This window comes from Candidatus Dormiibacterota bacterium (assembly GCA_035544955.1).
Lineage (GTDB): Bacteria > Chloroflexota > Dormibacteria > CF-121 > CF-121 > CF-13.
On sequence record DASZZN010000036.1, the window covers coordinates 34,732 to 55,780 of the forward strand.

At 64.4% G+C, this 21,049-nt stretch carries 20 protein-coding genes; 16 read left to right on the forward strand and 4 right to left on the reverse strand.

Features of this window, described 5'->3' with window-relative positions; all coding sequences use genetic code 11:
• Nucleotides 1–42: 42 nt before the first annotated feature.
• Nucleotides 43–2,145, forward strand: coding sequence for a hypothetical protein (locus VHK65_13415; GenBank protein ID HVS07145.1), 2,103 nt, complete (start codon nucleotides 43–45; stop codon nucleotides 2,143–2,145).
• A 272-nt stretch (nucleotides 2,146–2,417) separates the two neighbouring features.
• On the opposite strand, the gene VHK65_13420 is transcribed toward VHK65_13415, so the two are convergent.
• The 3 genes from VHK65_13420 to VHK65_13430 form a co-directional block, all read right to left on the reverse strand.
• Entirely contained in the window at nucleotides 2,418–2,942 is a 525-nt protein-coding gene (locus VHK65_13420; GenBank protein HVS07146.1) for a bacterial transcriptional activator domain-containing protein, read from the reverse strand.
• Between the two features lie 429 nt (nucleotides 2,943–3,371).
• On the reverse strand, nucleotides 3,372–3,608 hold the full coding sequence (locus tag VHK65_13425; protein HVS07147.1) for a helix-turn-helix transcriptional regulator: 237 nt from the start codon (nucleotides 3,606–3,608) through the stop codon (nucleotides 3,372–3,374).
• Nucleotides 3,609–3,632: 24 nt separating this feature from the next.
• Complete coding sequence (locus VHK65_13430; protein ID HVS07148.1) at nucleotides 3,633–4,934, reverse strand: tetratricopeptide repeat protein; 1,302 nt, start codon at nucleotides 4,932–4,934, stop codon at nucleotides 3,633–3,635.
• Nucleotides 4,935–5,506: 572 nt separating this feature from the next.
• On the opposite strand from VHK65_13430, the gene VHK65_13435 reads away from it, so the two are divergent.
• The 5 genes from VHK65_13435 (at nucleotide 5,507) to VHK65_13455 (ending at nucleotide 9,412) form a co-directional block, all read left to right on the forward strand.
• Nucleotides 5,507–5,962: an NUDIX domain-containing protein gene (locus VHK65_13435; protein ID HVS07149.1), complete on the forward strand. Its 456-nt coding sequence runs from the start codon at nucleotides 5,507–5,509 to the stop codon at nucleotides 5,960–5,962.
• Nucleotides 5,963–6,030: 68 nt separating this feature from the next.
• Nucleotides 6,031–7,209 carry a site-2 protease family protein gene (locus VHK65_13440; protein ID HVS07150.1) on the forward strand — a complete coding sequence of 393 codons (1,179 nt, stop codon included), beginning with the start codon at nucleotides 6,031–6,033 and terminating at the stop codon, nucleotides 7,207–7,209.
• Entirely contained in the window at nucleotides 7,206–7,529 is a 324-nt protein-coding gene (locus VHK65_13445) for an MmcQ/YjbR family DNA-binding protein (protein HVS07151.1), read from the forward strand. Before VHK65_13440 ends, VHK65_13445 begins: the two co-directional genes overlap by 4 nt.
• Nucleotides 7,530–7,660: 131 nt before the next feature.
• The gene (locus VHK65_13450; GenBank protein ID HVS07152.1) at nucleotides 7,661–8,014 is read left to right on the forward strand and encodes a DUF1801 domain-containing protein; all 354 of its coding nucleotides are present in this window, start codon (nucleotides 7,661–7,663) and stop codon (nucleotides 8,012–8,014) included.
• 60 nt (nucleotides 8,015–8,074) lie between these two features.
• Nucleotides 8,075–9,412, forward strand: a complete 1,338-nt coding sequence (locus VHK65_13455; GenBank protein ID HVS07153.1) for an adenylate/guanylate cyclase domain-containing protein — start codon at nucleotides 8,075–8,077, stop codon at nucleotides 9,410–9,412.
• Nucleotides 9,413–9,564: 152 nt separating this feature from the next.
• Here the strand turns inward: VHK65_13455 and VHK65_13460 are convergent, their stop codons facing one another.
• Nucleotides 9,565–11,895: a LuxR C-terminal-related transcriptional regulator gene (locus VHK65_13460; protein ID HVS07154.1), complete on the reverse strand. Its 2,331-nt coding sequence runs from the start codon at nucleotides 11,893–11,895 to the stop codon at nucleotides 9,565–9,567.
• A gap of 142 nt (nucleotides 11,896–12,037) precedes the next feature.
• On the opposite strand from VHK65_13460, the gene VHK65_13465 reads away from it, so the two are divergent.
• The 10 genes from VHK65_13465 (at nucleotide 12,038) to VHK65_13510 (ending at nucleotide 20,983) form a co-directional block, all read left to right on the forward strand.
• On the forward strand, nucleotides 12,038–12,205 hold the full coding sequence (locus VHK65_13465; protein HVS07155.1) for a hypothetical protein: 168 nt from the start codon (nucleotides 12,038–12,040) through the stop codon (nucleotides 12,203–12,205).
• Between the two features lie 31 nt (nucleotides 12,206–12,236).
• The gene (locus tag VHK65_13470; protein ID HVS07156.1) at nucleotides 12,237–12,728 is read left to right on the forward strand and encodes a hypothetical protein; all 492 of its coding nucleotides are present in this window, start codon (nucleotides 12,237–12,239) and stop codon (nucleotides 12,726–12,728) included.
• Nucleotides 12,729–12,745: 17 nt separating this feature from the next.
• On the forward strand, nucleotides 12,746–13,486 hold the full coding sequence (locus VHK65_13475) for an ABC transporter ATP-binding protein (protein ID HVS07157.1): 741 nt from the start codon (nucleotides 12,746–12,748) through the stop codon (nucleotides 13,484–13,486).
• Complete coding sequence (locus tag VHK65_13480) at nucleotides 13,483–15,831, forward strand: FtsX-like permease family protein (GenBank protein HVS07158.1); 2,349 nt, start codon at nucleotides 13,483–13,485, stop codon at nucleotides 15,829–15,831. The genes VHK65_13475 and VHK65_13480 overlap by 4 nt, the downstream gene beginning before the upstream one ends.
• A gap of 2 nt (nucleotides 15,832–15,833) precedes the next feature.
• A complete protein-coding gene (locus VHK65_13485; GenBank protein HVS07159.1) occupies nucleotides 15,834–16,139 on the forward strand; it encodes a nickel-binding protein in 306 nt (101 codons plus the stop codon).
• Complete coding sequence (locus VHK65_13490; GenBank protein ID HVS07160.1) at nucleotides 16,136–16,999, forward strand: type II CAAX endopeptidase family protein; 864 nt, start codon at nucleotides 16,136–16,138, stop codon at nucleotides 16,997–16,999. Before VHK65_13485 ends, VHK65_13490 begins: the two co-directional genes overlap by 4 nt.
• The gene (locus VHK65_13495; protein HVS07161.1) at nucleotides 16,996–17,970 is read left to right on the forward strand and encodes an ABC transporter ATP-binding protein; all 975 of its coding nucleotides are present in this window, start codon (nucleotides 16,996–16,998) and stop codon (nucleotides 17,968–17,970) included. Before VHK65_13490 ends, VHK65_13495 begins: the two co-directional genes overlap by 4 nt.
• The gene (locus VHK65_13500; GenBank protein ID HVS07162.1) at nucleotides 17,960–18,727 is read left to right on the forward strand and encodes an ABC transporter permease; all 768 of its coding nucleotides are present in this window, start codon (nucleotides 17,960–17,962) and stop codon (nucleotides 18,725–18,727) included. Before VHK65_13495 ends, VHK65_13500 begins: the two co-directional genes overlap by 11 nt.
• Nucleotide 18,728: 1 nt before the next feature.
• Nucleotides 18,729–19,865: a C39 family peptidase gene (locus VHK65_13505; protein ID HVS07163.1), complete on the forward strand. Its 1,137-nt coding sequence runs from the start codon at nucleotides 18,729–18,731 to the stop codon at nucleotides 19,863–19,865.
• 332 nt (nucleotides 19,866–20,197) lie between these two features.
• Nucleotides 20,198–20,983, forward strand: coding sequence for a VOC family protein (locus VHK65_13510; GenBank protein ID HVS07164.1), 786 nt, complete (start codon nucleotides 20,198–20,200; stop codon nucleotides 20,981–20,983).
• The last annotated feature ends 66 nt before the right edge of the window (nucleotides 20,984–21,049 follow it).

Sequence of the window (21,049 nt, forward strand, 5' to 3'; positions counted from 1 at the left end):
CGGTGGAAACTGAGTGAATGGAATGAGGTTCGGGGGCAAGAGTTGCTGGCAAACGTCCGGGCTTTACTGCTTGAGTCGAACGCTCCCGACACGGTGCAGGCGGTAGTCGGCGCGTCGGAAACCATTCTTGAGGTCGGGCCCCGCGGCTTGAACCAACGCGGCATGACGTCGTGTCTCAAGGATTTGTACCGATGGCGCCAGCGGGTGGCGGCAGCGCTCACAGAGGCCGAGGTCGCCACGGAGACGATGGACCTGTACCTCGAGACCGGTGTGCCGATGGCTGCAAGGACCCTCAGTGCAGTAGCAGAGCTGATCGGTCCGTCGCTTCTCATCCTCATTGGTAGAGCGGGTGGGGAGCCGATCTGGATCGAAGGCGAGGATAGTGTAGTGCGACTTAGCGTCCCGCACGCGCTCGAGGAAAACGTCGCGGCTTGCGCCGTCCCCGTCATCAGCGGCCTACTGATGGCCCTCCTTCGGGACGAGCGGAGGGGGGTTATCCCCGCGACCATTCTCCGGCACCCTGAGCTTGTGCTGCGGACCCCGCGCCAAACGCAAATCGGGATCCCGCAGTCGACCGGACACACCGCCGTTCTCCCAAACGGGCGGCTCTCGTGGGTGGCCGCACAAAGCATGAGTGGGCAACGGCTCATGATTTACGCACAGTCGTCACTAACGGCCTTGTACCTTTACGCCCTCCCAGAAGTTCGCACCTTGACCGCCGAAGCAACGGGGCCAGTCAGGAAGGCTGTTCTTGGCGAGTCTTCACTGCCGATCGACAGGTCGCTTGCTGAACCCAGCATGACCCACACCAGTGGCCGACCGCTCGAAACCGAGGGCATCCACCTTGCATCTCGTTCTCGGAAGCTGTTAGTAGCCGTGGTCGAAACCGAACTTCGGCCGCGAGCGAGCTCGGTGCGAATCGCCACGGCCATCGCCCGTCATCCGGCAGCGGATGTCGTCATCTGCCCCTGGCATCAGGTGCACCTCGAGTCCGACGCTGTGCGGCTCGGCGGCGACCTGATCTCGGTTTCGGCGCAAGGGGCCGCCCTCGGTCGCGCACCGGGCGACTCGGCCCGACCGGCCGACGCGTTGTTCTTCTACGGCACATCAACATCGGGGCGACTAGTGCCGATGGCGCCGGCGGCGCGGGCTGCGCTCGAGCGCCTTACCCGGATTGGGTATTCGAATGGCGACATGGATCATCGCGGTGTCGTCCAGCGGATCCTCCACGCGGCATCTGAACGAGGAGTGGTAACCAATGGCGTCGGGCTCCAAGGCTGGTGGGCGATCAAAGACCACCTAGAGCTCATGCTTAGGGCGTATACGCGCGCGACCGGGCGTCGGGTGGCTCGTCCCGAAACCATCATCGCCGCTCCGCCGCAGCTTCCGACCATACTGAAGCACTTTGCGCGGCGTGGTGTCGACTGTATCGTCAAGCCGGCCGACGGCACCCAGGGGGAGGGTCTGACAGTGGTAAGGCCCGACAGCCCAGCGGTCGCGACCGAACCAAATGTCTACGTGGTCGTGCAGGAATTGATGCCGGCCCCGTTCCTGGTCAGGGGACACAAAATCGACCTGCGCTGCTACGTCTTGATCGATGTTGACAGCGAAATGAACTCCAAGAGGCTTCCACTCGTGCTGGTCCGAAGGGCCGGCGTTCCCTATCGACGGGGCCGCCAGGAGGCTGAGATCGCCAACCTCACGTACCAGCGGCATCTTGGCCTTCCAGTCGAAATAATGCCGCTCCATCTAATGGAGGAGATCCCCGGGCGCATCAAATTGGACATTCTCGATCGCCTGGACGAGCTGCTCGCAGAGCTGGTACGAGCCCATTTCTGGTGGGTCAGGGCGATGGGAGCGCAATACGCAAACCCCAATCCACATAACCGCGTGATGGTCTGGGGCGTGGATGTCCTGGTCGGCTACTCCGCTCGCGGCGTGAGGCTCCTCCTCCTCGAAAACAACGTGTACCCTCAGCTGTTTCGCGATTCCGAGATTTGTGACTCCGCTGTGCAGGACATGTTTTGCCACGATTACGTTCCTGCAGTCATTCGAGCTCTTGGTCGCGACCCCAGCAGTCGACTTGGTCAGCCGTTCGATGACAAGGGACAACTGCGACCGACTCTGGCAGCAATCACCGCGTGATCATTTACCGTCTTGACAGTTAGGACGACTTCGTCTGCCGTCAGGCCGTGGCCACGAACTCCTCAAGACCCTGTCTGATTATTGAACAGACGTTATCGATACTTGACGTGGTTGCCACAACGGTTTCAGGTGCTGCAATGTCCCGAACCTTAGTAATGCGAGTGCGAAGTGTTCGACCACTTCCAGCGTCCTCTAACCACGCGCGCACAACAAATACCGCTGTTCGGTCTTGAGGCAAAGTTGTCATATCCACGCATAATAGACGCCGTCTGTTATGGCTGCGTCGCCAGACCGTCTATGAGTTCTCTCATCAAAGGGGATGGTTGCAGACCTAACTCATCGTAGAGCAGTTGTCGGTATGAGTGGTATTGGCGGAGTGCTGCGGCAACATTTCCATTAGCTAAATGGGCCTTTACCAGCTGCCGCTGCGCGCTCTCACGCAAGGGCTCCACAGCCACCGCCGCAAGCCCTATCTCGACCGACTCGGCCAGCCGACCCACCGCCATCGCCCGCTCGGCGAGGATTTCAAGCGCCTGCAGGCGAAGCTGCCGGTACCGCTCACGCTCGACGATGATCCATTCGTCGTACCAGTCGGGGAGAATATCCACTGACAGCGCCTGATGATCCAGGGCGAGCGGCTCTGATACTGAGCCCCCGATCAGAGTGTGAGCTTGGCTGCTGACTTCATGGACGTCAACCGTGACGTCGCGGGCAAGGCCAAGGTGCGTCGCACTGACGTCGGCGACCGGACAGCCGACCTGGTGAACCCTCCATAGCGCCGAACGTAGATTCGCCATTGCTCTTACTTCTCTAGTGTCGGGCCATAAGACACCGGCGACGTAAACCCGCAACATCTGTCGCTTCTGCAGACCGAGAAATGCGATCAGCCGCTGGGCGCCGGCAGGTAGTTCGATAGGTCGGTCGTCTTGCCGTAAGTCGAATGTTCCGATGAGGTGCAGGGAAATGCTGGCAGCAGGCCCGAAACCCGCGGCCCCTGTGGAGTTAGTGCGACGACGCTTGGCAGCGAGAGACATTGCCCCCCCGGCAATCCAGCCGCCGTTTGCAAGACGATAGCTTAGGTGGCTGGCTAAACGCGGAACCTAAAAGACTGCTTGACCCTTCCTGGAACGAAAGTCGGCTGTTGTCCAACATTTAACCGCTGACACGCTCACGCGTCAACAATGTTTGGGCGCATGACGCTCCACCCAGAAAATACGTAAGCCAAACTACGGCACCATCTGAGCCGAGTCAGGGCGATTGCGGAGCCAGGCAGCAACCGCTGCTGTGCGCTTGTGAAACCCGTGTTGTAAGAAGAGCCGGTCCAAATGGGACTGGATGGTCCTGGGCGAAACGCCGAGCCGAGAGCCAATCTCCTTATCCGACAGACCCGAGGCGACCAGCGCCAGGATCTGTTCCTGCCGCCGCGTTAACCGCAGGGTCTTCAACGTTGTCGGCTCGGTCATTCTCGCCCCGCCTGCTTCCTCAGTTCATTCGCGTCGGCGCGCCATCCGCAGACTGGAGGTCACACCGTCGAACTCACGGGCGTATGCCATCCGCATGAATGTCAGGGCACCGGCGGCGTCGCCACGTTCACGCAAGACATCGCTGTATCGGGCGCACGTTTCCGCCATCTCGGCGACCGCGCCCCGAGCCCGGAGAATGTCGAAGGCGCGCCGAAATACCCGATCGGCGGCAGCGTGCCGGCCCTGGCGGCTGGCCGCCGCCCCCTCGAGCGCGAGGGCTCGGGCATGAAAGATGTGGTTACCGCACCGCGCGGCAGCCTCGCCTGCCTCACGCGCCATTGCGAAGGCCTCGTTGAATCGACCATCGGCCAGCGCATACCGCGCGAGCTCGGCGGCAGCTGCAGCAACGGCGACGTGCTCCTTCGTCTGGCGGCCGCGCTCGAGGCACTGCAGCTGCAAGCGACGGGCCTCCTTCACGTTTCCCTGGGCGTAGTAGACGTCGCCCAGGTTGTTCAGAATCCGGTTGGCGATCAGTTCGTGCCCGAGGCGGCGATGGATCGCCAGCGCCTGGTCGGAGTGACGCATCGCTGCTGGTAGCTGGCCGGTCGCCCGAGCCGTGATGCCGAGGGCCATGTGGGCGTTCGCCATGCGGAGCAGGTTCTCCCCGTCTGTTGCTGCCACCAGGGCCTGCTCGAAGTAGTTGACCGCCTGGTCGGTCTTTCCCAATCGGAACCAGGCGTTGGCGATGTTGGTCAGCACCCTGGCCTTCACGTCGAGATCTGGATGGCGGACTCGGTCCAGCCACTGCAGCGCTCGCAGGCTGGCCTCGACCGACGGATTGAACAGCTCCTGCTCCCCAAACGCCGCTCCGATCTCGGCATAAATGGCGGCATTCAGTCCTGCGTCGTCGGCGGGGGCCATGGCGGCCGCCTCCTGGAGCGAGCGCAGGCCACTCGAGCTTCGCCCCACGCCGAGCAGCGCCAAACCGCGCAGCCTTCGGGCATCAGCCCGCTCGTCGGCAGCGAGCTCATCCTCGACAACTTCGTCAAGGAGGCTGAGGGCTCGGCGGGGTTCGCCGGCCTTGATGGCCAGTTCAGCCGCCTTCATAACGTAGCCCGAATTTGCCGGGGCCGGGCCTTCCACGAAGTAGGCCAGCGGGAGACCGAGGCGATCAGCAAGCAAGCGCAGCCGCGGCAGTGACGGGTTGGTCTGGTTGCGCTCCACCTGGCTGATGAAGCCCTTTGTGGCGATGCCGGCGGCGAGTCGCTCCTGGGTCAGACCCCGGGCGGTCCGGGCGGCCTTGAGGCGTTCGCCAATAGAGTTCATAGTCCCTCCCTTCGTTTAGTCCGCCTAAACAGGTACTCACCGCTATATTGACAGCAATTGGGGCCGGTGGTACGTTGGCCGCGCTGTAACCACCGACCCTTTCGGCGTATTGGGAGGAGAAGACCATGCAACGCCTGTTAATGCTTCTGGGTGCGATCGCCGCTTTTGTGCTCACGACGGCGGACATCATGCCGGGCTGGAAATAGCCCGGAGAAGCAGCGGGCAGGGGCGGCCCCCCTCGTCGAAGCAGGGGGCGCCTATCGCCCGCCGGAGCGAGGGGGATGGCGAGCGCGACAAACGACACGGGGGATGTTCTCGATGCGATCCAGCTCGGCTGGTCGATGGCCGAGTTGCGGGCCCGATACTGGATCGCGCACGGTGCGAAGCCGAGGTCCGCATCGGGCGCCCCGCCGCGTGATGGCATCCCGGAAAACCTCCTGCCGTGTGATAGCCGCCATTCTTTCCGGGTTCAGTGAGCGGTTCGCCCAGGACATCATCGCCAGGGTGCCTTTCGGGCGGACCGACAAGCCAACAGGTCCCGGCACCTCCTCCTAGTTGCGAGAGATCAGGGAATGGAAGAGCACGGTCGCCTCAAGCTCGTCGCCGACGTCGCGCTGTTTTCGGGAGATCGTGTCCTGCTCGTGAAATACAAGGACACCTATAAGTACGATCAGCAGGCCGGCTGGTTCTTGCCGGACGACTACCTGCGCCGGCTCGAACACCCGGAGGACGCTGCCCTCCGGATCCTGAAGGACCAGGTTGGCCTGGACACGGTCCGCATCGATCTTCGGTTGATCGAGTCATTCGAAGGCAACAAGGCCTGGCACCTGGTCTTTCACTTCGCCGCCACGCTCCGCGATGGGTCCGCCCCCACGGCGGGCACCAACACGGCGGCCATGGGGTGGTTCAGCGTGGACCATCTGCCCGACCGCGCCGACATCGCCCACGAAGGGTGGGCTCTCGACGTCCTGGCCAGCCTGGCGAAACCACCCGAGGCAAGCGCGCACATCCGGTCCGTCGTCTCCTGAGGCTGCCCTCCCCCAGCAGCTGGAGGGAAATGTGGAGCGGAAAGGCTCATGATTGACCCAGGGCTGACGTGAACGAGAACCTGAGCCTTGGCCGCATCGCCGGCATCCACGTAGGGCTGAACTGGAGCCTGCTCGTCATTGCCTTCCTGATCGCTTCGAGCCTCGCCACCAACCTGCTGCCGTCGGCGGCGCCCGGCCAGACCTCCAGCGCCTACTGGACCGCCGGCATCATCTCGGCCTTCGTCTACCTGGCCTGCCTGCTTGCCCATGAGCTCGCTCACTCCATCGTTGCCATGCGACGCGGCGTGCGGGTCGACGGGATCACGCTCTGGCTGTTTGGCGGCGTCTCCCGGTTCAGCAGCGAGAGCGCGTCGCCGGGCGCGCAGGCGTGGATCACGTTCGTGGGCCCCCTTACGAGCCTGCTGCTGGGTGTAGCGTTTTTCCTGGCTTCGGTCGCGATCGGCGGTGGGGCCAGCAACCCAGGTCTGCTGGCCGCCACCCTGTCCTGGCTCGGCTACATCAACTTCCTGCTCGGCGTCTTCAACCTGCTGCCCGCCTTCCCGCTGGACGGTGGGCGGATCCTGCAATCGCTGATCTGGGCGCGCACCCGGGATCGCCTGCGAGCAACCCGGATCGCCGCCCGCATCGGCATGGCCTTCGCGTTCCTGTTGATCGCCTACGGCCTGATCACGTTCTTCGCCACGGGCAGCTTCATCGGTGCGGTCTGGTCGGTCTTCCTTGGGTGGTTCCTCTTAAGCGCGGCCCGGGCCGAGGAGGTCGGCGGCCTGATCCGCCAGGCGCTCTCCGGGATCACCGTCGCCGAGGTGATGACGCCCGACCCTGTCCACGCTCCCGACAACATCACGGTCGAAGAGGCGCTGCATGGCTACATCCTGGCCTCACGGCACTCGACCTTTCCAACCCAGGATGCCGCCGGCCGGCTGAGCGGGCTCTTGACGCTGACCGCGCTCAAGAACGTCGCACCGACCGCCCGTACGACCACCCTTATCAACGAGATCATCTGCCCGCTCGAGCGGGTGTCCAAGGTCAGCCCCGCCGACCCCGCCACCAACCTGCTCGATGTGTCGGAGGGCTGCAGCGAAGGTCGCACGCTGGTCGTCGATAACGGCCGGCTGGTCGGCATCGTCTCCCCCAGCGACATCAATCGGATGCTGCAGAGGTCGATAGCGCGTCGCGGCCAAGGGGCCCCCACCCTCCCCTCCCCAGTCAGCGCGGAAAGGACATGACATCTGTCCACCAGGTTCGCCGGATAGCGCTGACGCTACCCGAAGCCACCGAGCAGGACCACCACGGCCGGCCGTCCTTTCGGGTGGGCGGGAAAATCTTCGCGACCCTGTGGGACCCGGAACACGTCAACGTCATGCTCGACCTGCACCGGATCCGGATCGCGGTGAACGAGCACCCGCGCGCGTGCCGGGAGTTCTGGTGGGGGAAACAGATCCGCGCCGTCCAGCTGACGCTGCCCCTTGCTGATGCCGGGGTAGTTCGGGAGTTGCTAACAGAGGCCTGGCGACTGAAAGCGGACGGGAAATGGTTGCCACCATAATCATCACATCGGTTCTCACCACTGTCTGGGTCCTGCTTGCGGGCTACCGACTCTACAGGCTCGGTCAGCACTGATCCCGTCGTAGGGCCGGACATTTGACTCCATTGTTTCGGTTGCGCAGAATTGATCGCATGTCGCAACAAGAGGTTGACGAGTATCTGGCGAATCTCGATGAGCCCAAACGGACCACCCTGCAACAGCTGCGGCAGACCATTCGCAACATCGTTCCCGAAGCGGAAGAGGGCATCGCATATGGGATGCCGGCGTACCGACTCCGGGGCAAGGTCATAGCTGGATTCGCCGCGTTCAAGAACCACCTGAGCTACCTGCCGCACAGTGGTTCCGTATTAGCCGAAATACCTGATGAGGTCGCCGGGTACGTGACGTCCAAGGGTGCGTTGCAGTTTCCGATCGAGCGGCCACTCCCAAAGGCTCTCGTCAAGAAGCTAATCAACATCCGTCTCAGGCAGGTAGGTCAGCGCTAATCGGACGGATTCGAGTCCGAGGGTTCGTACCGGCTAGCCTGCAGCCTAAACTCGACCTCGATGGAGGCGACGACCCGGTACGCGAAGAGTGGTGATGTCAACATCGCCTACCAGGTGGTCGGCCAGGGACCGATCGACCTCGTGGTGGTCTGGGGCTGGACGTCGCATCTCGAAGTCCTCTGGGACGACCCAGATATCGCCGAGCTCTTGTCTCGTCTGGCCTCCTTCTCGCGCCTGCTCCTCTTCGACAAACGCGGGACCGGGATGTCCGACCGGGTCCCGGAGGCCGAGCTGCCGACCCTGGAGCAACGGATGGACGACGTTCGCGCTGTGATGGATGCCGCGGGATCCGAGCGGGCTGCCTTGCTCGGGATCTCGGAAGGCGGGCCCATGAGTGTGATGTTCGCCGCCACCTACCCCGATCGAACCACGGCACTAGTCCTGTGCGGGTCATGGTCGACCTGGGTCAAGAGGCCCGACTACCCCTGGGCTCCCACGGTTGAGCAGCATGAACGCGCCATGCAGATGATGCAGGCTCACGACCCGGCGAAGCCCTTCAACCTCGAGCACTTCGCGCCAAGCAAGGCGCACGACGAGGAGTTCGGAAGACGCTTTGCCCGGTACGGCCGGCTCGGTGCCAGCCCGGGGGCCGCACTCGCCCTATACCGCATGAACATCCAGATCGATGTCCGGCCCATCCTGGACAGCATCCATGTCCCGACGCTGGTTCTGCAGCGGTCAGGCGATCGCATCACCTACGCGCAGGCCGGCCGCTACCTTGCCGAGCACATCGCCGGGGCCAAATACGTGGAACTGCCGGGCACCGACCACCTGGTCTGGGTGGGAGACCGGGAGGCGATTCTCGGGGAAATCGAGGAGTTCCTCACCGGGATCCGCCACGCCCCGGAGACGGATCGTGTGCTGGCCACAATCGTCTTCACCGACATCGTCGACTCGACCGCGCGAGCCACCGCGCTCGGCGACAAGGCCTGGAAGGATTTGCTGGCGCGCCACGACAGCGCGATCCGGCGGCAGATCGTGCGCTTCCGCGGTCGAGAGGTCAAGACCCAGGGCGACGCATTCGTCATCACCTTCGACGGGCCGGCTCGCGCCGTCCGCTGCGCCCAGGCGATCATCGACGACGTGCGACAGCTTGGGCTTGCGGTCCGGATCGGAATGCATGCGGGTGAAATCACGCTACTCACAAACGACATTGGCGGCATTGCAGTGCACATCGCGGCGAGAGTGTCTGCGATGGCCGGAGCGAACGAGACGCTGGTCTCCGGCACCGTAAGGGATCTCGTTGCCGGGTCCGGTATTACGTTCGTGGACCGGGGCGTCCACTCACTGAAGGGACTGCCAGAGGCCCGGCGCATCTACGCTGTCGGCCACGCCTGAGCATGGCGCGCCAGGATTTCACAGCCCCTGGCCCCCACCCTGCCCTCCCCCCGCACGCGGGATAGCGGGAATCGGGGCCTTCTCCTCCAGCACGTAGGCCAGGGCCTCGTCGATCGTCATGTAAGCCGCGTCCGGAGCGCTGTGGGCGCACCTTACCCTTTGGGCGCGGCGGCGAGCGGCTGATGCGCGGAGGCCCATGAGGCGATTTGGGTTCGCGAGTTGAACCCCAGTTTGTTCAGGATGTTCACGATGTGCGATTCGGCGGTCCGCTCGGAGATGACCAGCTTGCCCGCGATCTGCTTGTTGGTCAGTCCTTCGGCGACGAGCCGCGCGATCTCTTGTTCCCGGTTGGTTAGTTGGATGGGCGCCTCAGGGATCGCGGCCGGTTGCGGTTCGTCTGAATTCTTCCGGCCGAGCGCGTAGGCGACCGCCTCGTCAACCGGGAATGCTCGGCCGAGCTCGAACGCCGCCGCGAAAGCACGCTCCCCCAACTGTTCCTTCGCGGACGACGCAGAACGCTCATGTTGCGCTTGAAACTGTGCCAGCAGGGGCGTGGCGACCGACTGGCGCAAACGCTCGGCACAGCCCAACAACGTCGCCGCGCGCTCGTAGGCGGAACTCCCCGCAGACATCCAGGCGAGAGTCTCGACGACGATCGCAAGGCCGAGGCGATCGCCGAGCGCGTGCTGGCAGGCGCCCGCCTCCTGCGCTTGGACTTCTGCTCGTTCGAGGTCACCCTGTTGCCACCTGGCCTGCGAGAGGAAATTGAGGACGTACCCTCGGGCCCAGAGCTCACCCAATTTCACGCTGATCCCGTCAGCCTCATCACCCAGTTTGATGACGCCATCCAGGTCACCAACAGCGAGCCGGATGCCGCAAACGATGGTCATCGCCCCAAGGACGAGTCGTTGGACCTGCATTTCTCTCGCCAGAGAGAGTGCGGACTCGGCGAGCTCGACGGCCTCGGCGGTTTTGCCCTCGACCCCCCGTGAGATGGCGAGATACATAAGAGACCAGGCAACCACTTCGGAGTCTCCGAGCAGTCGACCGATGCGAAGACTTTCTCCGCTCATCACTCCGGCTCCGGCATAGTCGTTCTGGGCAGGGGCCAGGGTTGCGGCCACCCAGAGTAGTTGCGCACGGGAAAGGCTGTCATCAGGGGTTCGTTCGAGCAGGTTGACGAGCACCCGCCTGGCATCGGTTATCGGTCCGCGAGAGAGCCAATACGGGAACAGGTGGCGGCAGATCTCGGCGCCCTTCCCAGCTTCGCCGGGCTGCCTCAGACAAAAGTCGAGTGCGGCCCAGAGGTTGTCCCGCTCGACGTAGATTCGGCTGAACATCGCCGCCTGGTGCGAGTCCCAGGCCCCGACAGCGCCGGCCAGCCCCAGGATCCAATCACGGTGGCGAGCCTGCAGTTCGACCTCGTCGCCAAGCTCGCGAAGGCGCTGGCGCCCATGCTGGCGCAGCGTCTCGAGCAGCTGATAACGGCCCGAGCGCGTGCTCAACTCCCGCTTCAGGAGCGACTTCTCGACCAGTGCGCCCAGCAGTCCCACAATCCGCTCCGGAGGAAGGTCCGGACCCGAACAGACCAGGAGCGCCGCCTCCTGGTCGAAACTCCCGGCGAAGACCGACAGGCGTGCCCACAGCCGGCGCTCGTGCTCGTCGAGCAACCGATAGCTCCATTCAATCGTCGCGTCCAGCGTCTGTTGCCGTGGATCGGCCGCGCGGTCTGTTCCGCCAAGCACTGATGGCTCGCGGTCCAGCGCCTGGTTCAGCTCGTTCACGCTGAGGCCCTCCAGGCGCCCCGCCGCAAGTTCGAGCGCCAGTGGAATCCCATCCAGGCGGCGGCACAGACGGAGCACGTCCGCCGCGTTGCTCTCATCCACGCGAAAGTTGACCAGCACCGCCGTGGCCCGCTCGGCGAGCAGCGCTACCGCCTCGAAATTCTGTATCAGCCGGGCTTTTGGAGTGTCCGCCTCAGGCAGGGTGAGCGACGGCACCCGCATCCGGACCTCCCCGGAGACGCCGATCGCCTGGCGGCTCGTGGCCAGCACTCGCAGCTGCGGGCACGACTTGAGCAACGTGCTGGCGAGCACCGCGCAGGTGTCAAGCAGGTGCTCGCAGTTATCGAGGATCAACAGCAGGTGCTTTTCCCCCAGGTAGTCGGTCAAGGCCGAAAGCGACCAACCAGCGGAACGATCCTGGAGACCGAGGGCGTGAAAGACGGCCTGGGTCACCAAAGGCGGGTCTTCGATCGCCGCCAGCTCGACCAGCCAGACGCCGTCGGGGAACGCGCGCGCCAGTTCGGTCGCGGCACGCAGCGCGAGCCTCGTCTTGCCGACGCCGCCCGGTCCAGTCAGCGTCACCAGCCGTGAGGCGCGCAGCCGCTCTTTGATCTCGGCGAGCTCGCGGCGACGTCCGACGAAACTCGTCAGTTCCGCCGGGACGTTGTGCAAGCCGCGCCCCGAGCGCTGAGTGCGCATTCCACCCCTCTCTGTAGGCCATCCACGATAGACCTTTTGCCAAAGATCAGTACCGGTCTACGTACTTCTCCGGGTTTTCGCTCGGGCAATCGCCTCTAGCGTGGTGCACACGGAATTCACCAACTCGAAGGAGGCGACATCGATGAAGCAAGAAAGGACGACCGGAATGGAGCCCGGGTCGGGAGTGGGATCGGATGATCGCCCCCTCGACCAGCACTTCAGCGATCTGATCGAAACCGTCTGGGCCTGCGAGCGCCAGTGGACGGTCGACGACCGCGTCGACGCTGCCATCAAGTACGGACGCCAGTAGCGCCCAAAAGGAGAAGGGACCAATGTCAACCGTGAGCAAAACCGTCCGACCGGCCCTCCGCATCGGCGGCATCGGCCTCGCCACCGTCGCGGCGCTCATCGCATTCTCCCTCGTGGTCGGAGCCCTCGCCGTCGGTGCCCTCCTCGCGACCGGAACCCTGCAGCACAACAGCCACGGCTGGACCTTCCGAGCCGGCGCGGCGGATACCAAGCTGTCCAGCGAGGCGTACGATCCCAGGACCTACTCGCTGCTCGTGCAGCGCGGAACCGGAACCCAGGAGACCGCGTCCCTCACCGCCGCCGGGCCGTGGAGCCTGACCTGGGCCTACGACTGCCCGACCAACGCCGGCGCGATCAGCGTCGTCGCCCGCTCGGATCAGGGCGTGTCGTATTCGGCCGGCACCCTCTCCGGCACCAGCCATGGCGCCGGACAATCGAACGTCCTGCCGGCCGGTAGCTACGCGCTGCAGATTGCGACCGGTTCGCAGTGCACCTGGAGCGTCGGCGCTCGACCGAATCACTAGGAGAAAGGAAGAAACACATGGCAACCACAATGGAACGCCCGGCCGTCAACGACGTCGGCACGCTGCTGCGCGCCGACTCGATTTCCAAGGTCATCGGGACCAATGGCACGAAGACCACCATCCTCGATGGCATCTCGTTCACGGTGCCGTCGCGCAGCCTTTTTGCGATCAACGGTCCGTCGGGCAGTGGCAAATCGACGCTGCTCAACATCCTCACGGGCATCGATCGCGCGTCGTCTGGCCACATCATCTTCAGCGGCCAGGAGATCCGCAAGATGAGCGAGAACCAGCTCGCCCGCTGGCGCGGCAAGAACGTCGGCATCGTCTTCCAGTTCTTCCAGCTGCTGCCGACGCTCACAGCGCGAGAGAACATCGAGCTCGCCCTCGAGCTCGGCGGCAACGTCCCCAAGAAGCAGTGGAAGGCGCGGATCCAGGCTTGCCTGACGCAAGTCGGCCTCAATGACTACGCCCGCCGTCTTCCCAGCCAGCTCTCCGGGGGCCAGCAGCAGCGGGTCGCGATCGCCCGCGCGCTCGCCAACGACCCGCCCGTCCTCGTGGCGGACGAGCCGACCGGCAACCTCGACTCCAAGACGGCGCATCAGGTCTTCGACTTGCTGCAAGAGCTGACCGAGCGCGGCAAGTCCGTCATTTACGTGACGCATGACCGAGACCTGGCCGCGCGCGCCAGCCATCGCATCGATCTCCTCGACGGCCGTATCGTCGCCTCGAGCGCCGGGAGCACGGAGCTGCGGGCATGAGCGCGCTCCGAACAAAGGCGATCAAAGACGTCACCCGCCGCAAGCTCCGGACGGGCCTCACCGTCGCCGGCATCGCCATCGGCGTGTTGGGCCTGACCGCGGTTGGCATTGCCTCGAGCCAGCTCAAGGCAACCCTGCAATCGACCAACGAGACCAGCGGCCTACCCGACATCCAGTTCATCACCGCGCCGGCGAGCGCGTCGGCGGTGGACGCCCTGAACGGGCAGCCCAACGTGAAAGTCGCGCAAGCGCAAACCTACGTTGCCGGTCGCTGGTCCACGACAACCGGCCACGCGACCCTCAACGTCGTTGGTCTTTCCAACTTCAACGACCACGAGTTCAACAAGTTCTCGGTGACCGCCGGTCAACTCCCCGGCCCGAACGAAATCCTGATGGAGGCCGGCGATCGTTCACTGAAAAGCTTCAACGTCGGCGATCGGATCCAGTTGCAGGTCAGCGGCTCGCCAACCTCATTGCGGGTGTCGGGAATCGCCCAAACCCCGGGGGTGGCGTCGGCCTCCTTCAACGGACGCGGCTTTGCCTATATGCGGCAGGACGACCTGCAGTCGCTCTATAAGGTCGCCGGGCCGAATGTGTTCAACGTCCGGCTGAACGACTTCGGGCAGCGGGCGGCGAGCGCGAAGCAACTTGCCCAGGCGTTGCAGGCCAACAACGTCGTCGTGCTGCAGAGCACGGTCGGACATGACATCACCGGCGGCCAGGGCTCCTTGCTGGACGGCATTTTCATCATCATGAACGTGCTGTCGCTGATCGCCCTGCTCCTGAGCGTCTTCTTGCTGCTGAGCACGATCACCACCCTGCTGGCCGAACAGGTCCCGGTCATCGGCACCATGAAGGCGATCGGCGCCAGCCGCGCCCAGGTGATGCGCAATTACCTCGCGGGCGTCGCCATCTACGGCATCGCGGGAACCGTCATCGGCTTCGGCCTCGGGCTGCTGGCCGGCGCCTTGATCGTCGGCTCGTTTGGCAGCTTGCTCGGGCTCTATGCCGGAGCCCTGGTGATTCCTCCCGCGCTCGTGGTCGAAGCGATCGCGGTCGGGGTCGGCGTGCCGCTGCTGGCCGCCTTGATTCCGCTCTATGCCGGCACCCGAATCACCGTGAAGCAGGCGCTCAGCGGCTATGGGGTCGAGAACCGCGCCAGCCGTCACGGCGGCGCGTGGTCGCGAACGGTCGCCTCGGCGTTCGGCTTCCTGCCGCAGACCCTGCAGTTCGGCGCGCGCAATCTCTTCCGGCGGCGCCTCCGCGCGCTGCTGACCGTGATGGCGCTGGCCGTATCCGGCGCGGCATTCCTGGCGGTACAGACGACGAGCGCGTCCTTCGACAACGTCCTCAAGCTCGTGTTCGACAACTACCACGCCGATGTGTGGGCGAGTCTCACCAATCCTCAACCGCTGGACTCGGTGCAACCGCTGGTTGCGTCGGTCCCGGGCGTGAGTCAAGTCGATCCCGGCAGCTTCACCAACGTTCAGACCAAGTGGGGACAGGCGGAGATCGTTGGGTTGTCGCCGGATAGCCTCGTCTACCGTCAGAAGGTGCTCCAGGGCCGCTGGTTCACCGCGAATGACCAGGGCGCGGTCCTGATCAACGAAGCCGTCGCCGAGAAGACCGGGCTCAAGGTTGGAGACTCGATCAGCTTCCACAACGACCTCTATTCCGGACACTGGCACATCATCGGCGTGGCGCGCGACTACAACAACCCGCTTGGGCTCGGCATCATGCTGGCCCCGCTGACCCAGGTGAATGCTTTTCAGCATCTCCCATCAACCTTCGTCCAGGCGATGCTGATCACCTCGACGAGCAGCGCGCAGGCTGACATCGACAACCTGTCAAAGCGGCTGGACGACACGCTGGCGCAGGCGGGATTGCAGGCGTCGGTGACGACGACGGCGGCAGGGATCGCCGCGAACCAGTCCGCGTTCCTGATCCTCTACGTGCTCTTCTACAGTGTCGTCGCCATCGTGGCGCTGGTGGGAGCGATCGGTTTGTTCAATGCGCTGGCGATGGGCGTCCTCGAGCGCCGACGCGAGATCGGCATCCTACGCTCGATGGGCGCCACCGGCCGCAAGGTCGCCCAGGTCTTCCTCGCCGAGGGCATCGGTCTCGGGGTGGTGGGCTGGCTCGCCGGTATCGTGATCGGCATCCCGGCCGCCTACGGGTTCATCGCGCTGCTGAGCTCGGTGCTCCTGCGGGTGCCCTTCACCTTCAACCCGATGAGCCTGGTCGTGATGCTCGCCTTCATCGTGGTGGTGGCAGCGGTCGCTAGCCTCGGACCGGTCTGGGCCGCGTCCCGGATCAAGATTGCGCAGACGCTGAGGTATGAGTGACCATGGCCACCTACCTCGTCGAGCGAAACCTTCCGGGCCTGACCAACAAGCACCTGATCGCGCTGCAACACGCGCTGACCGAAGCGAGTCGGAGGCTGAGTGCCTCCGGCTCGCCCGTCCGCTATCGCGGCAGCACCTTCCTGCCGGCGCGGTCGCGCTGCTTCTGCATCTTCGAGGCGTCGGGGATCGCGCTTGTCAAAGCCGTCAACGAGACCGCCCAGGTTCCGTTCGTCGCCATCGACGAGGCGATTGAGCTCGCAGGCTACGACGCCGACTCGAAAAGCAAAACACTGAGGAGAACGAAATGATACGTCGCCCAATGATCGCGTTCTTCGTCTTCGCGTACGCGTTGACCTGGATCCCGACCGCGCTGATCCTGCTCGCCACCCAGTTCGGGATTCTCGCCGCGAACGCCCCGGTAGCCAGCGTTGCCGGTCGGCTCATTAGTTTCGGACCTGCGATCGCCGCGCTCATCGTGACCGCAGTGGTAGCCGGACGCGTCGGCGTTGGTCAGCTACTGCGACGCGTGGTGCAGGGCCGCGTCGGGCTCCGCTGGTACCTCATCGTCCTCGCCGGCGTGCCGGCGGCCTTTCTGCTTGGCGCGAGCCTCCTATTTGGCGGAGCGCCGTTCCGGGCATCGGCCGGCCAGTGGCAAACGGCGTTGATCCTCTACCTCCCGACCGTCGTGGTTGCGGCGCTCACGACCGGTCTTGGCGAGGAGATGGGCTGGCGGGGTTTCGCGCTGCCGCGTCTCCAGCTTCGATATGGGCCGTTGGTTGCCACACTCATCCTCGGGATCCTTTGGGGTCTGTGGCACGCGCCCAACATCGTTTTCCAGCACATGGGTCCGCAAACGTTCGGCTTGTTCCTTCTGGAAACCCTGGGTGACGCGTTCATTTTGACCTGGGTCTACAACAACACACGCGGCAGTCTCCTCCTCGTGATCCTGCTGCACGCCGTCCAGGACAAGACCTTCGGCATCCTGGGACTGCTCATGCCGAGCATGACCATCGACCAGGGCTACCTTCTATTCATCGTCGTGGACAGTGTCGCGCTCCTGGTCATCCTTGCCCTGACCCGTGGCACGCTCTCGTACGACGCGCGTCGCATCGGCCGGTCGTCCGCTCCCGACCTCGAGCCCGCGATCCAGCGGAGCGCCAGGCGATGACCCAGGAGATCAACGCGGAGCCCATCGTTATCAGTACCACGGGCCTGGCCAAGGCACATAAAGGCGTTCCGGCGCTCAAGGGGATCGACCTTACGGTGCGGCAGCATTCGATCTTCGGCTTCCTCGGCCCGAACGGTGCGGGAAAGACGACCACGATCAAGCTGCTGCTGGGTCTGGCGCGACCGACCGGTGGAAGTGCGACGGTCTTTGGCCTCGACGTTGTCAAAGACTCGATTGCCATCCGCCGGCGCGTCGGATACCTGGCGCAGGACCCTCGATTCTACGACAAGATGACCGCGCGCGAGACCCTGCGCTTCAGCGCCAGCTTCTTCTATACCGGCCCACGCGACGGCATCGAACGGCGCATCGAGGAGACCCTCGACCTGGTTAGTCTCGCTGACAAAGCGGACCGTCCGACGAAAGGCTTCTCGGGCGGTGAGCGCCAGCGGCTTGGTATCGCCCAGGCCCAGATCAACCATCCGGACCTGCTCATCCTCGATGAGCCGGCGGCCGCGCTCGACCCGATGGGCCGCCGCGATGTGCTCCTGGTGATGGAGCGACTGCGGCAGCATACGACGATCTTCTACTCGACCCACATCCTCGACGATGTCCAGCGGGTGAGTGACGCGGTCGCCATCCTCAATCACGGCGCGCTGGTCGCCCAGGCTCCAATCGAGGAATTGCTGCGTGGGAGCGGCGGCACGTCGTTCAGCGTGTCGCTGCGCGGTGACGCCGAAGGGGTTCGTCAGCGACTCCAGGAGCAGGCGTGGGTGTCTGCACTCACGTTCAGCGAGGCGAATGGGAGCCGTCACCTGGAGGTTGCCGTCCGCGATGAGGCAGCCGCGGAATCCCAGTTGCTGCGGCTGGTGATGGCGGACCCAGCCGTCACCGTCCTCGACTTCGGCCGTACTCGACACAATCTCGAAGAGGTCTTCGTCGACCTCGTGCAAGGAGACAAACATGGTCGCTGAAATGGCGTTTCAACCGACTCGTGGTCACGGGTGGCCAACCGGACTCGGCACGCTGCTGCGTCACGAGATGCAGGCGTTCTGGGGCAGCCGGTCGTGGTGGGTGCAGGTACTGGTTTGGACCGTCTTTGTCCAGGGACTGCTGCTCAACTCCCTCGCGCAAGCCCACGGTGGTGCACCGGGGACCGAATTCGCCTCGGTGGCGATGGGAACCTTCGGCGTCTTCGGGGTGATTGTCCTCACCCACAATGCCATCGTTGGGGAAAAGCAGTCCGGAACCGCCGCCTGGATCATGTCGAAGCCCGTCTCGCGCACCGCCTTCGTCCTGGCGAGGTTTCTCGGGGCAATCGGCGGCTACGTCGCGGTCGTGATTGCGATCGAAGGCGCCGTCGCCTACGCTGTCCTGACGCTTTCGGGACACCCCGTCGCGGCTCCGACCTACGTGGGCGCCATGGCCGCGGGGGCAATCTACCTTCTTTTCTTTGTCGCCCTCTTACTCTTCCTCGGGACCCTCTTCAACGCCCGGGGACCGGTTCTGGCGATTCCGCTGGTAGCGATCCTGCTGGGACAGCTCTTCCACCTCGACCTATCGAACATCGCGGCGGCGCTTCTTCCGGCCGGGCATTCCGCGATCAGTGTTTCGGCCAACTCCGGAGGCTCGATCGCGACGGCGGCTCTCGCGGTCAGTGCTATCTACGTGGTCCTGACCATCGGCCTGCTCGCCGGCGCCATCCTGCGCTTCAGCCGGGAGGAGTTCTGAGATGACGACCTTGATCAAGACCGCACTGACCGCGCTGGCCGCGCTCATGCTGAGTGGCTGCGGAGCTCTCGCGTCCACTGGCAGCACGCCCTCGGCGGCGGCGACGCCGACGCCAGCCACGCCAACCGTGGCAGCCCTGACTGCGGTGGCCGAGCAAATGTTCCCGAGGCATCCGATCTACCCCATTTACGTCGAGTGCATCAACTTCAAGGAAAACGGCCGCGCGCAGCCGGGCACCCAGGACTACAGCACCTGCCCGTTGACCGACGCGATGCGCGCTCGGCTGGCCCAAACCAACGCCCATCTCTGCTGCGAGCAGAATCCGACGACGACCCGGGACATCCAGGTGGTGCCGAAACCGGGTGGGGGATTGATCACCGTCAAGATGTTCGAGGGAAACGAGACGGTCGAGCTGGTTGTCGTGTCCATCGACGGGAAGCTGCTGGTGAGCGACGAACCGGCAAAAGGGAGTATCGAGTCGGGCACGATCGTCTTCCAGGAGAAACCGACGCCAACGCCCATTACGGTCCCGCCAACCTCGTCAGGCACGACCCGCGTCCTCAATGTCCCGTGGTACCACCAGGCGTTTGAGCTGAGTTGCGAGGAAGCGTCCCTGCGGATGGCCCTCGCCTCCGAAGGCATTGCGACCACCGATGCCGCCGTGCTCAACATCATCGGCAGCGATTTGCGGCCGGCCTACGTCGACAGCACCGGTCTGCATTGGGGCGATCCCTTCGCCACCTTCGTGGGCAACGTCAACGGGAGCGAGATCGCCCTGACGGGCTACGGCACCTACTACCCGACGATCGCGCACGCCGCGACCGTGCTCGGAGGCCATGTGCTCCGAGCGGGACAAAATATTGCCCCATCGGAGGTGTACGCCGCAGTCCTGGCGGGCCATCCGGTGGTGGCGTGGGTCACCTACAAGTGGGTCATCCAGCATCGGAAGGATTACGTCGCTTTCGACGGCAAGACGATCACCTATGCCGGGCCGGGCGAGCACGCGGTCGTGGTGATCGGCGTGACGCCCACTCGGGTCTTGATCAACAACCCGTGGTCCGGTCCGGAGTGGATCGCCAAAAGCACCTTCGAGCCGGTTTACGCCACCTACGACGACATGGCTGTCGTCATCGCCTGAAGGAGGATGCATGCGTGGTGAATTTGCAAATGCGCAACGCACGAGTCGCTGACACCGATATCGTCTATCGGCTCCGGCCACCTCATCCAGCTGGAGAAGCCAGAATTAACACTGGGAACGATCCGCCACCAGATCGAGGCCATCCGCGCGGCAGCTCCAGCGCATAGCCCCTCCCCCACCGGACTCTTAGGCCGCGACCAGCGTGTCCGCCCATCGCCAACTCAAAGCTGAACCCCGCTCCTCGAAGGGTGACAGAATGGAGGTTCACCCTGTGCGCCCCGTTGGGCCGAGGTGACTTTGCGTCAGCTTCGTGGAACCTGAGGAGGCAATCTATGGCTGAAACCAAAACTGCGATCGCGAACAAGCCAACCTGGGTCGATCTCGCGACGACCGACGCGGCGGCGTCGCGCGAGTTCTACTCGAAGGTGTTTGGCTGGAAAATCGAGGTCAACCCCGATCCGCAGTACGGCGGGTACGGGATGGCCGAAGTCGGCGGCAAACGGGTGGCGGGGATTGGTCCCAAGATGACACCCGAAGCACCGACCGCCTGGTCGGTCTATATCAGCACCGATGATGCGGATGCCCTGGCGAAAAAGGTGCAGGCCGCCGGCGGCAAGGTCCTTGCGCCGCCCTTCGACGTCGGAGACCAGGGCCGCATGGCCACCTTCGCGGATCCGAGCGGCGCGGTCATTGCTGCCTGGCAGGCCGGTGCCATGAATTCGCCGATGCCCGTGGGCGAGGCGAACACGTTCGGATGGGCCGAGCTCAACGCGCGCGGCGTCGACAAGGCGATCCCCTTCTATCAGAAGGTCTTCGGCTGGACCGTCAAGACCAGCGATATGGGCCCGGATTCGCCACCGTACAACGAGTTCCAGCTCGGCGGCGAGAGCATCGCCGGCGGAACCGAAATGAACAAGATGGCGCCGGCCCAGATGCCCAGCTACTGGCTGGTCTATTTCACGGTCGCCGACGTCGACAAGTCGTTCAAGGCGGCGACGCAGGCCGGCGCGCGCGAGATGCTCGCGCCGATGGATTTCCCGGGCGGCCGTTTTGCGATCGTCAGCGACCCGCAGGGCGCAGCCTTCGGGATTCTCAAGATGGCGCCGGCGCCAGCCTAGACAAGACTCACCGATGCGGGCCGGCCCGGTTGCCGGCCCGCCCTCGCCTAAGCAGACTGGCCTGCT